Here is a 12,265-nt window from a genome sequence, read left to right as displayed (position 1 = left end):
GGGCGAACGCGCCGGTTACCGGTCCGTGAGCGTCTCCGCACAGGACCGCTCGAGCGACCCGACGCTGTTTTCCATCAGCTCGATGAGGACCGACGCGAAGTTCGTGCCGACGCTCCAGAACGCCGTCTCGCTGTCGATGCCGGGGATCTCACCTTCGCCGAGCACGGAGAGGAGGACGCCGTCGCCGTCGACGCGGACGATCCGACCCGTGCTCGACCCGTCTTTCTCGAACATCGCCGGCGGCGTGGTGACGACGACGTTCTCGTCGCCGGCGAACGCGCCGCGGACCTCGTCGTCGACGCTGACGACCGTCGTCGGGATCCCGTCGGCGGCCCGGTCGCGCAGCGCCGCCGCGATGTCGTCGGTGAGCAGGTCGGCGTGGGGGGTGCCGAAGACGACCGACTCCTCGGCGTCGCCGATCAGTTCGACGATCCGGTCCTCGACCTGGTCGCGGCCGCGGATCGTCCAGATGTCCTCCTGCTCCTCGCCGCCGTCGCTGTGTTGCTCGCGGACGGTCTCGACGTAGTCGAACGCCTGCTCCTGTTCCCGCTCGAAGCGATCGCGCAGCGTCGAACGGGCCGCGTCGATGCTGACGGGGCGGTACCGCATCGGGTTCGACTGCTGTACCTCGACGAGCCCGCGCTGCTCCAGGCTCTCGGCTGCGCTGTACACCTGCGAGCGCGGGACCTCGGCGACGCGGTGGACCTCGCGGGCCGTGCCCGCGCCGAGTTTCTGCAGCGCGATGAACACCTTCGCCTCGTAGCCGGTGAGGCCGAGGCGTTCGAGCGACTCGACGGCGTCGCTCTCGTCCATCAGTTCTCACCACCGTCGGCTTGCACCGTCGCGTCGGCGTCCCGCTCCTCGGCGCCGACCCCGTCGGGCGCGAGATAGCGCAGCCACACGACGAGCAGGCTCGGCAGGACGACGACGCTCGCGACGAACGCGTAGATGATCGTCAGCCCGGTGATGACGCCGAACTGCTGGAGCGCCGGGAAGATGGCGAGCGAGAGCACGCCGAACCCGCCGACGGTCGTCGCGGCGCTGCCGAGCAGCGCCCCGCCGGTCCCCGTGACGCTCCTGTCCATCGCCTCCCACACCGATCCGGAGCGGTCGAGTTCGAGGTTGAACCGCTCGCTCAGGTGGATGCTGTAGGCGACCCCCAGCCCGATCGTCAGGCTGGTGATCATCCCCGTCAGGACGTTGAAGGGCATCCCGATCAGGTACATCGTGCCGAGGATCCACGAGACGGACAGCGCGACCGGCAGCAGCGTCACGACGCCGAGCGTCGCGCTGCCCTCGGTGATCCGGTAGGCGACCATCAGGAACCCGAACACCGCGATGAGCGTGATGATCAGGCTCTCGATGACGGTGTTCAGCAGCTGTTCCTGCACGATCTCGTTGATGATGGGGCTCCCGGTCGCGGTCGCGGTCCAGGCGTCGCTCTCGCCGTCGTCGTCGACAGCGGCCGCGGCCGTGCGCATCCGGTCGGTGGTCTCCGCCGTGGTGAGACCGCCCCTGACCGAGACCTCTATCTGCACAGCCCGGTACTCGCCGCCGTCGCGGTAGATCACGGTCGACGCTTGCTCCGGCGCCACCTCGTACAGCGTGTCGTACACGGCGGTCAGGTTCTCGTCGGGGAGCCCGTCGCCGTCGGCGTCGGTCCGGTTCACGACCGCCGCCATCGTGTCGTTCTGGGCGGCCACGTCGCTGATGACGGTGTTGGGGCTCGTCACAGCCGGGTTGCCGCCGGAGGTGACGAACGCCACCTCGTTCTCCTTCACGCTCTCCTCCGCGCGGTCGACGCGTTCGAGCGTCTCCGGGTCGGTGACGTCGCCTTCCACCAACAGGTTGGCGGTCTGGTCCTCCCGCTGGAAGTTGTCGTTGATGTACTCCAGGTTCTGCTTCACGGAGTACTCGCCGGGCCGGAACGGCTCCGGCAGGTCGTACATGTAGTCCGGCGGGTCGTCCGCGATGAAGTCCTCGTTCGAGAAGCTGGTGTCGACCTGCGTCGCGCCGTACGCGCCGGCGACGCTGACCGCGAGCGCCAGCGCGATGACGACGACGGGAGCGACCTTCGCGGCGGACGACCCGACGGCGAGGACCTGGCTGAAGCGGCCGCCGCCGGTACCGAACGCTCGCTTCTTCCGGTCGAAGCCGCGGCGCTCGAGGAAGCCGTCGAGTTCCACCTTCAGCGCGGGGATGAACGCCCCGAACACGAGCAGGGCGACGGCGATGCCGAAGGAGCTCACGATCCCGAAGTCCTGGATCGGACCGAGGGGGCTGGTGAGGTTCGACAGGAACCCGATGACGGTCGTCGCGGTCACCCACACCAGGGCGATGCCGACGCCGGCGAGCGCGGCCCGCATCGACCCGCGGACGCTCTCGCCCTCGACGGCGACGTTCTCCTGGCGCTGCTCGCGGTGGCGCATGAAGATGTGGATCGCGTAGTCGATGGAGAGCCCGATGAGCAGGACGGGCACCGCGATCATGATCTGGTTGAAGGTGATGTCGAACCAGCCCATGAAGCCGAACGTCCAGATCAGCACGGTGAAGATGCCGACGAACCCGAGGACGATGTCGAGCAGGTCGCGGTAGGCGACGAGCAGCGTCACGAGGACGAAAAGCAGCGCCAGCGGGCCGACGATGGCCAGGCTGTCGCTCATCGACTGATCGGTCTCCTCGCTGATGATGCCGAAGCCGAAGACGATGTACTCCTCGTCGCCGGCCGCCGCCCCGGCCTGATCCTGGATATGTAGCTGCGAGTTCGTCAGGTCCTCGGAGACGGCTCCGGGCGCCGCGGCGGCCGAATCGGTCGACTGGAACACGACCATCAGCCGGGCGTCGGCGGTCGTCGACCCCGGATCGTAGCTCGCCGACATGAAGCCGAGCGGGCCGTCACCACCGCCCTCACCGTCGGAGAGGAGCGTCTCGACCACCGACTCGACCTCCGAGGCGTTCATCTCCTCCAGCTGGCTCGTCTGCTCGTCGAGCGGCGGCAGATCGCCGGACTGGATCGCCTGATTCAGGTCGCGGAGCTCTTCGCCCTGCGCCTGAACCTCCTCCTGTCTGTCTTCGAGTTCCGCGGAGCGCTCCTGCAGCGCCGCGTACTCCTCGCTGAGGACGCTCTCGTTGCCCGGTTCGGCGTAGGTCGCGAGGGCGTACGCCGCCCGCCGCTCCCGTTCGGACTCGGCGTCGCGGACCATCTCGGCCGCCCGCTCGAACGTCGCCGCGTCGTCGTCGGAGAGGTTCGCCGGCGCGTCACTTCGCACCTGTTCGAACACCGCCTGCGGGTCGGCGTCGGGGTCCTGTTCGACCCGACCGAGCCCGCGCTGCAGGCGGTCGGACGTCTCGTTCAGCGCCTCTTGCCGTGCCTGCAGGGCCGCGTAGTCCTCCCGGAGGCTCTCGTTCATCGACTCGAACTCCCGCCGTTCCTCCTGGAGCATCCCGAACGCGGCGACGTAGTTCGAGACGCCGACGATGGGGTTCTCCTCGGCGAGGGAGGCGTTTATCGACTCGTTCTCCCGGAAGGACTCCTGGAGGCGAAGCGAACGCAGCAGCGACGCCTTCGAGAGGACGTTGCCGCTCTCGTTCCGGACGATCACCTGTACCGTCGTCGTGTTCTCGCGTCCGGACGTGAAGTTCTCCTCGACGTAGTCCTGCTTCTCCTCCTCGACCGACCCGGTCTCGAACTGGTCCAGCGAGGACGACTGTTCGACCATCCCGGCGCCGCTACCCACGATCACCGTGAGAACGAGCATCACCGCGATCAGGGACTTCGTGTGGCCCGTGATCGCCGCGGTGAGGCGGTCAGTAACGCTCACGACGCGACACCTCCGTCGTCGACTGAATCGTTGTTTCTCTCATACGACAGTTCTGTTGTTATAGCTCTACTAACAGCATGCTGGACTTAAGGGTGATGGTTTCGGCCACCGATGACGGAGAATTATCCGTTCGTCTACTCTATCCGAAGGGTCGTCAGGTCCGACGCGATCCGCACGTCGCCGTCGTACCCCTCGCGGACGGCATTGATCATCTCCTCGTGGTGTCCCTCCGCGTGCGGGTAGAAGTGCGTGAGGTAGACGCGGCCGATCTCCGCGCCGGCGAGCGCCTCGCCGAGCTGGGTTGGCGTCGGGTGGTTCGACACGTCCACGTCGTCGGGGAACGAGCAGTCGTGGGCGAGCACCGCAGCGCCGTCGGCGAAGTTCGCCAGCCCCTCGAACGCCTCGGAGTCCCCGCTGAAGACGAACGCGTCGCCGAACCGGTAGGCGAGACACGGCATCGAGTGACGGGTCTCGTAACCCTCGACGTCGAACCCGGCGACGGTGAACTCCTGCGCTCCGATCTCACGCACCTGCAGGTCGACCTTCCCCTTGAGGTAGTCGTGAACGTCGAGCATGTCGTCGACAAGCGCCTTCGTCCCGGTCGGGCCGACCACCTCGAGATGCTCCTCGCCGGCCAGCCAGCGCGCCTTCAGCAGCGGGAGTAGGTCGGCGACGTGGTCGAGGTGGTGGTGCGTGAGGAGCACCGTGGAGACGCCCTCGTACCCGGCATCGGTCCGCGCGAGGCGGTTGAGGACGCCGCTCCCGCAGTCGACCAGCAGCCGCCGGTCGCCGTCCTCCAGGAGGATGCCGGTCTGGGCCCGCTCGCCGGTCGGCATCGCGCTCCCGGTTCCGAGAAAGGTCACGTGCATGCCCGTACCTGCGGCCAGACGGGCGAAAAGGGTTGCGTCGTCCGGCCGACGGGGTGTCTCGTCCGACCGACCCGGAGCGTCGTCCGGCGAGCGCCGTCCGCCGCGATCGCGCCGGAGGGCCGACCTCGTCCGTCGCCGCGCCGTTTCACTTTCACTCCGCCGTCCAAACCCTCTTGCCTGACGGGACCAAGTAACCCCTGATGGACGAGAACGGGGTGCCGGTCGACGAGAGCGATCTGCCGTTCGACCCCGCCGACGCGACGATCACGGACGGGGACGTTCTCGAACTGCTGGAGCCCGCGGTGCGGGAGTGGTGGGTCGAGGAGTTCGGCGAGTTCGTCCCCGAGAACGACGGCTTCTTCACGCCGCCGCAGGAGGGCGCGATCCCCCTCGTCCACGAGGGGACGAACGCGCTCATCGCCGCGCCGACGGGCAGCGGCAAGACGCTCGCGTCGTTCACGTCGATAATCAACGAGCTGTTCCGACGCGAGAAGACGGCGGGGCTGGAGAACTCCGTCTACTGCCTCTACGTCTCGCCGCTGAAGTCGCTGGCCAACGACATCCACCGGAACCTGGAGGTGCCGCTTGACGGGATCACCGAGATCATGGAGCGCCGCGACGAGTCGGTCGGCGAGGTGCGCCACGCCATCCGGCACGGCGACACCAGCGACAGCGACCGCCAGAAGATGCTGACGGAGACGCCGCACATCCTCAACACGACGCCGGAGACGCTCGCCATCCTCCTCAACTCGCCGAAGTTCCGCGAGAAGCTCCGCACCGTCGAGTACGTCGTCGTCGACGAGATACACTCGATCGCCGACGGCAAGCGCGGGACGCACCTCTCGGTCAGCCTCGAACGCCTCGAACGGATCGCGAACACGTCGCCGACCCGCATCGGCTGTTCCGCGACGATCGAACCGCTCTCGGACGTCGCGGAGTTCCTCGTCGGCCAGGGCGACCCCGGCGGCGATCACCGCGACTACGAGATCGTCGACGCCCGCTTCGCCCGGGAGTTCGACATCGAACTCCACTGCCCCACGGACGACCTCATCAACACGCCGCGGGAGGTGGTGCAGGGCCGGTTCTACGACGAACTGCACGACTTGGTGCAGGCGAACACGAACACGCTCGTGTTCACGAACACGCGGTCGGGGGCGGAGCGCGTCCTCCAGAACCTCCGGGAGCGATACGACGCCTACGACGAGGGGAACTCCGGCTGTCACCACGGGAGCCTCTCGAAGGAGGCCCGCCAGGACATCGAACAGCGGCTGAAAGACGGGAGCCTCGACGTGGTCACCTCCTCGACCAGCCTCGAACTCGGCATCGACATGCCCCACGTCGACATGGTGGTGCAGGTCGGCTCGCCGAAGAGTGTCGCCGCCCTGCTCCAGCGGATCGGTCGCGCCGGCCACCGCGTCGGCCAGACCGTGACCGGGCGGGTCGTCGCGCTCGACCGCGACGAACTCGTCGAGTGCGCGGTCATGCTGAAGAAGGCCGAGGAGGGGTTCGTCGACAGCGTCTCGATCCCGGAGAACGCACAGGACGTGGCCGCCCAGCACGTCTACGGGATGGCGATCAACGAGGTGATGCCCGAGGACGAACTCCGCGGCGTCCTCCGGCGGGCGTACCCCTATCGGAACTACGGCGACGACCGGTGGGAACAGCTCATGCGCTATCTCACGGCCGACTACGAGGGGCTGGAGGACAAGAACGTCTACGCGAAGGTGTGGCGCGACGAGAACGACCCGCCGGACGGCGAGCACCACTACGACGACTTCCCGGTAGGCGAGCCGCTGATCGGCAAGCGCGGCCGCCTCGCCCGCGTCATCTACATGACGAACATCGGCACCATCCCGGACTCGTTCACCTGCGACGTGTACACCCGCGGGAGCAACGAGTGGGTCGGCAACCTGGACGAGAACTACCTCGACACGCTGGAGAAAGGCGACGTGTTCGTCCTCGGCGGCCAGAACTTCCAGTTCAGCTATCGCCGCGGGTCGAAGGTGTACGTCGACCGGACGAGCGCGCGCCCGACCGTCCCCTCGTGGTTCTCCGAGCGCCTGCCACTGTCGTACGACCTCGGCAAGGAGATCCTGGCGTTCCAGGGCGAACTCGTCGAGCGCCTGGAGGCGGGTGGCGCGCCCGCCGTGCGGCGCTGGCTCCGGGAGTACCCGCTGGACGACGACAGCGTGCGGGCCGTCGCTCGGATGTTCGATCAGCAGACCCGCTACGCCGGGCGCGAGAGCGTCAGCACGGACGAGCGCATCGCGATCGAGGAGGAGAAAGACCGCGACGAGTACGAGCGCCACTACTACGTCCACTCGAACTACGGCCGGCGGTTCAACGACGGCCTCTCGCGGGTCCTCGCCTACCGGTGCGCGCAGGAGGCGAACGCCAACGTCTCGGTCGCCGTCGCGGACAACGGGTTCACGCTCTCGATGCCGCTCAACCGGAAGGTGAACGTGGCGGGCATCCTGCGGGACCTGAAGGCCGACGACGTGCGCTCGCTCCTGCGCGAGAGCATCGAGGACACCGAGTTGCTCCAGCGGTACTTCCGGATCAACGCGACGCGCTCGCTGATGATCCTGAAGCGGTACAAGGGGTACGAGAAGTCCGCCCAGGAGCAGCAGGTCTCCAGCGAGATGCTGCTCGGCTTCGCGGAGGACCTCGACGACTTCGCCGTCATCGAGGAGACCTACCGCGAGATACTGGAGGACAAGCTGAACGTCGCCGGCATCGAGGAGGTCGTCGCGGCGATCTCCGCGGGCGACGTGACGGTCGCCGAGCGGTCGGTCGCGTCGCCGTCGCCGCGCGCGTTCGGCCTCGCGACGCTGATGGCCAGCGACGTGGTCCTCGCGGACGACGAGAGCGCCGCCCTGCAGGCGTTCCACGAGCGCGTCGTCGACGCCATCGGCGAGGAGGTCGACACGACGAGCGTCCTCGCCGGCGACGAGTGAGCGGTCCGGCCGCACCCGACCGACCTCTAAATGCCTCGCGGCCCTTGTGACGGTATGGGACCGTCGCTGCTGTCCATGGAGTGGCGCGACCTCCTGTTCGCACACTACCCGCTCGCGCCGGACCGCCTCCGCGCGCGACTGCCCGAGGGCGCCTCGCTCGACACCTACGACGGCCAGGCGTGGCTGGGCGTCGTCGCGCTCACGATGGGCGACGTGCGGCCGCGGTTCGCCCCGTTGGGTCTCACGTTCCCGCAGGTCAACCTCCGCACGTACGTCACGATAGACGGGGAGCCGGGCGTCTACTTCCTCAGCATGGACGCCGACGAGCGCCTGGCGGTCACCGCCGGTCGCCGCGCGCTCGGCGTCCCGTACTTCCTCGCGGACGCGTCCGTCAGCAGGCGTGGCGCGGAGGTCCGTTTCGAGAGCGAGCGGATCCACGCGGGCGAGGCTGACGCAGCATTTCGCGCCACCTACGGGCCCGACGGGCCGCCGGAACCCGTCCGCTCGGGGACGCTGGCGGAGTTCGCCATCGATCGCTACCGGTTCTACCTCCCCGGGCGAGACGCCGTCTACACAGGGGTCGTCGACCACGACCCGTGGACGCTCCGGACGGCGTCGGTGACGATAGACGAGAACACGCTGTTCGCCGCGAGCGACATCGGCCGCCCCGCGGCGGAGCCGCGCTGTCACGTCGCGCCCGCCCGGGAGGTGACGCTCGGCGACGTCGGGCGACGCAGGATCGAAGCGGAGCCGCGACAGGAGCCGGTCAGGATCTGACTACGCGCGGGCCCACTCGACCATGCGGGCGTACACGTCGTCGGTCGCGAGCGCGTCGGCGTCGCCGACGAGCACGAGCGCCCGCTTCGCCCGGGTCAGCGCAACGTTGACGCGGCGGTAGTCCTCGAAGATCGGGCTGTCGAGGTCGCCGCTGGCGACGAAGGAGACGACGATGACCTCCTTCGAGGAGCCCTGAAACCGGTCGACCGTGTCGACGGTGACCGCGTCCGGGACCCGCCGGGAGATCTCGGCGACCTGCGCGCGGAACGGCGCGATGACGCCGACGTCGCCGCGGTCGACCCCCGCCGCGGCGAACGCCTCGACCGTCTCTGCGACGCGGTCCGCCTCGACGGCGTCTGTGTGGCGCGACCCGTCGCCGGGCACGTCGATCATGGTGACGGGGTCCCGAAGGTGGTCTGGGAGCGCGTTCACGTCCACGTCCGGGAGGTCCGCGAGACGCTGGGCGGCCACTTCTCCGGTCGCGGGCCGGAGTTCGCCGTCGTAGAACTCCCGGGAGGCGTACGCCTGAATGCGCTGTGCCATGCGGTACTGGCGGTCGAGCATCACGCCCGCGTCCGGGTGCTCGTCGATGAGGCGCTCGAACAGCGACTCCGTGAGGTCGTTCTCGGCGCGGACGACGGGCGGCAGTTGCTCGTGGTCGCCGACGAGCACGAACCGGTCGGCGAGGTTGATCGCGGCGAGCGTCTCCGGCTCGGTGAGCTGGGCCGCCTCGTCGACGACGGCCACGTCGAACGACTGCTCGCGCATCACCCGGGACCCGCAGGTCGCCGTGGTGGCGGCGACCACGGGAGCCTCGCGGAGCTCGCGGACGCGCTCGCCCGGGTCGCCGCGCTGTTCGAGGCGCACGTCCTGCATGTCCTCGCGGACGCCGGACTTCGTCCCGACCCGGAGGACGTCGGCGGTCGCACCGCCTCCGTCTCGTCGGTCCTCCGGACCGACGCCGTCTTCGAACCACTGGTCCCGCACCGCCTCCAGCGCGTTGTCAACCGCGCGGTTTGTGAACGCCGACAGCAGGACGCGGTCGCCGCGCTCGACGAGCGCCCGGATCGTCCGGGCGATGGTGTAGGTCTTCCCCGTCCCCGGCGGCCCGTGGACCAGCGCGAAGTCCTCCGCGGCGACCGACTTCGTCACGGCCTCGTCCTGCGCCGCGTTGTTGTCGATGAACGTCTCGCTCACGTCGCGGAACTCGGGTTCGGCGCGGTCGAACAGCACGTCCTTCCGGCGCTCGCTCCCCTTCAGCAGCCCGTCGTGCAGCGCCGTGAGCATCCTGTCTGCGGAGAGCTCCGAGGGGTAAACGTCGAGCCGGCACAGGTCGACCGGCTCGTCCGCGGTGACGACGACCTCCTCGTCGAGGCGCTCGACGCGGGCGAGTTCGGCGTGCCCCGAGACGGGGTCGCCGTCGCTGGCGAGCACCACGTCGCCCTCGCGGATCTTCGAGACCGCGTCGTCCGTGCGCTCGGCGCGGAGCTCCCACCGGCCCCCGTCGAGCTGGCGGCGGTCGGTCGGTTCGAGGTTGATCAGCGCGCGGTCGTCGTCCGCGCGCTCCGCGCCGGTCTGCTCCCACAGCTTCGCGTACTCGCGGTGGGTCTCCCGGCGCTCCTCCTCGATAGCCCGGTAGAAGCGGTCGAAGTAGTCGCGCTCCTCCTGCGGGATGGGCCGACCGATCTGGCCGGCCTTCGACTCCTGGTCGAGGCGGCCCGACACCACCTGGCAGGTGTCCTGCTCGAAGCAGTAGTCGCAGGTGGCGTCCGCCTCGTACCCCGTCGGCACGTCCATGTCGTGCTCCATCGCCGCGATCTCGTTGCGGGTACGGACGACGAACTTCAGCAGGCCGTCGCCGACGGAGAACTCCTTTGCCGGCGAGAGGTCGCCGGTCGCCTCCGAGCGGTCGAGCGCGGAGTTCTTCGTGTACAGCAGAGTGCCGGTGTCCGTGGGGACGCCACGCTCCCGCAGGATGAGCGCGTAGCAGGCCGCCTGTATCTTGTCGTGGAACCGCGGGTCGCGCTTCGTGTTCTTCCCGGTCTTCAGCTCCACGGGCATGCCGCGCCGGATGGCGTCGGCCCGGCCCTTGATGCCGAACGTCTGGCTGATGAGCGTCTGCTCGCTGCGCCACTCGCTCTCCGCGGGCGCGAACGCCCGCTCCGAGGATTCGTCGGCGGCGGCCGACCTCTCCTCGTCGGTGAGGACTCCCTGATTCAGCCATCCCTCGATCGCCATCGCGTTCTGTCGCACCTCGTCCGCGACCTCCTCGCGGGTCTTCCCGAGCAGGCCGAGTTCGAGGCCGACCTCCTCGACGCGGTCGGCGATGGACTCGTCGAGGTCGCGGCCGCGCAGGAGGTCGCCGAACACCTCGTGGACGATCGTCCCCTTCACGACGGGGTAGACCAGCGGAATGCCCGACAGCTTGTTCAGGTAGTACATCCGCGGGCACTGCACCCACGAGCGGACGTCGGTCACGTCCACGAGGAAGTCCGGTTCGAGCACGACGTAGGAGTCGCCCGTCGTGGCGTAGCCGCCGTCGTAGTCGTCCTCCTCGGCGTCCGTGACGCGGAGCTCCATCCCCGGTTCGACGAGTTCGGCCGTCTCGGTCCACTTGCCCCACAGCGTCACCGGCACGGGGTCGGCGCCCTCCTCGAGCCGCAGGTCGACCTCCGCGAGGTCGCTCTCGCCGTACTGCGTGGAGACTGTCCGTACCTCCGCCTCGCCGACGGCGGTCCCCCGTATATTCACAGTACCGATACAGACGCGGCGGTCGAAAAACGCTGTCGGTTGGGGCGAGCGCCGCCCGAGATAGCGGCAAAACCGCACGAGTGCGGAAGGGAATCCTTTTCCGACCGACCGGCCTGACGACGGGTCGTGTCGCGTTCGCTCGTCGCACTCGGACTGGCGCTGCTGGGAACCGCCGCCGTCGGACTGACCGCCGTCGGGGCAGTGGACGCGCTGACGGGCGCGTCGCCGGTCGCCCTCGGCGGCGTCGCCGGCCTGGCTGTGCTCGGCCAGCTCCGCGTCGTTCGCGCGGAGGGGGGCCGACTGTACCGGACGGGCACCCGTTCTGGGTTCGGCCGCGGCGACGCGTTGACCGCCGGCGCGGTCGTCGCCGGAGCGCTCGTGACCTACCCCCTCAGCGTCGACGCGGGCCTCGGACCGGTCGTCGCCGCGGCGCTGGTCGGCATCGTCGCCCCCTTCGTCACCGACTACGACGTGCCGGCGTACTGCGGCGCGTTCGTCGGGATGGCCTCGGAATCGCTCGTCGGCTACGGGGGACTGGCGCTCGCGGCCGTCGTCGCGGGCGTCGCGTACGTCGTCTCCGGCGACGCGTTCGGCGGGTTCGGCGGCAAGCTCGGCACCGTCGCGTTCGTCGGGTGCACGGCGGCCGTCGCGGCGACCGGCGCGGGGTACCCCGAGGTCGCGACCGACTGGCGCGTCGGCTGGCCGCTGCTGCTCGTCACGACCCTCGCGGCGGTCGCGACCTACCTCGCGCACGCCCGACTCGGCTACAGCGTCGTGCTGTCGTCGGGCGCGGTGGGACTCGCCGGTGGCCTCTTGCTCCCCGCCGCCCCGCGGGGCGGACCGCTGGCGGCGGCCGCCTTCTGTGCCACGTTCGCCGGGATGTCGAGCGTCCGCCGCCTGCCGACGGTCGTCCACGCCGCGACCGCCGGCCTCCTCTGCGGCGTGCTGTTCGCGGCCGTCGCCGCGCGGTTCCCGGGATCGGGCGGGAAGCTCGGCACCGTCGCGTTCGCCGCCTGCCTCGGCGTGTACGGGGTCGACGACCTCCGCTCGGACGTCCGGACGGGGTCGTAAGCGTCTCTCCGACCGATAC

Annotated in this window: 7 protein-coding genes; 3 read left to right on the top strand and 4 right to left on the bottom strand. The window is 69.4% G+C overall.

All coding sequences use genetic code 11. The features are described 5' to 3' along the window. Window positions 1-15: 15 nt before the first annotated feature. The 3 genes from D8670_RS14820 to D8670_RS14810 all read right to left on the bottom strand — a co-directional run bounded on the left by D8670_RS14820 (window position 16) and on the right by D8670_RS14810 (window position 4,690). Complete coding sequence (locus D8670_RS14820) at window positions 16-813, bottom strand: TrmB family transcriptional regulator (protein ID WP_121818902.1); 798 nt, start codon at window positions 811-813, stop codon at window positions 16-18. Beyond that, window positions 813-3,821, bottom strand: a complete 3,009-nt coding sequence (locus D8670_RS14815) for an MMPL family transporter (protein ID WP_121818901.1) — start codon at window positions 3,819-3,821, stop codon at window positions 813-815. Before D8670_RS14815 ends, D8670_RS14820 begins: the two co-directional genes overlap by 1 nt. A gap of 134 nt (window positions 3,822-3,955) precedes the next feature. Then, window positions 3,956-4,690: an MBL fold metallo-hydrolase gene (locus D8670_RS14810; RefSeq protein ID WP_121818900.1), complete on the bottom strand. Its 735-nt coding sequence runs from the start codon at window positions 4,688-4,690 to the stop codon at window positions 3,956-3,958. Between the two features lie 200 nt (window positions 4,691-4,890). On the opposite strand from D8670_RS14810, the gene D8670_RS14805 reads away from it, so the two are divergent. Beyond that, window positions 4,891-7,647, top strand: a complete 2,757-nt coding sequence (locus D8670_RS14805) for an ATP-dependent helicase (protein WP_121818899.1) — start codon at window positions 4,891-4,893, stop codon at window positions 7,645-7,647. 54 nt (window positions 7,648-7,701) lie between these two features. Next, entirely contained in the window at window positions 7,702-8,424 is a 723-nt protein-coding gene (locus tag D8670_RS14800; RefSeq protein ID WP_162994312.1) for a YqjF family protein, read from the top strand. Here the strand turns inward: D8670_RS14800 and D8670_RS14795 are convergent, their stop codons facing one another. Beyond that, window positions 8,425-11,175, bottom strand: a complete 2,751-nt coding sequence (locus D8670_RS14795; protein ID WP_121818897.1) for an AAA domain-containing protein — start codon at window positions 11,173-11,175, stop codon at window positions 8,425-8,427. A gap of 126 nt (window positions 11,176-11,301) precedes the next feature. On the opposite strand from D8670_RS14795, the gene D8670_RS14790 reads away from it, so the two are divergent. After that, on the top strand, window positions 11,302-12,246 hold the full coding sequence (locus D8670_RS14790) for a hypothetical protein (protein ID WP_121818896.1): 945 nt from the start codon (window positions 11,302-11,304) through the stop codon (window positions 12,244-12,246). The last annotated feature ends 19 nt before the right edge of the window (window positions 12,247-12,265 follow it).

Origin of the sequence: Halostella limicola (assembly GCF_003675875.1) — an archaeon.
GTDB lineage: Archaea > Halobacteriota > Halobacteria > Halobacteriales > Natronoarchaeaceae > Halostella > Halostella limicola.
The sequence above is the reverse complement of the archived record's forward strand: the minus strand, read 5'-3'. Positions and strand labels throughout refer to the sequence as shown.

What these genes read in the sequence shown, in the direction of transcription:
- D8670_RS14820 (WP_121818902.1), bottom strand. Translation starts at nt 813, where the DNA reads ATGGACGAGAGCGACGCCGTCGAGTCGCTCGAACGCCTCGGCCTCACC.
- D8670_RS14810 (WP_121818900.1), bottom strand. Translation starts at nt 4,690, where the DNA reads ATGCACGTGACCTTTCTCGGAACCGGGAGCGCGATGCCGACCGGCGAG.
- D8670_RS14805 (WP_121818899.1), top strand. Translation starts at nt 4,891, where the DNA reads ATGGACGAGAACGGGGTGCCGGTCGACGAGAGCGATCTGCCGTTCGAC.
- D8670_RS14800 (WP_162994312.1), top strand. Translation starts at nt 7,702, where the DNA reads ATGGGACCGTCGCTGCTGTCCATGGAGTGGCGCGACCTCCTGTTCGCA.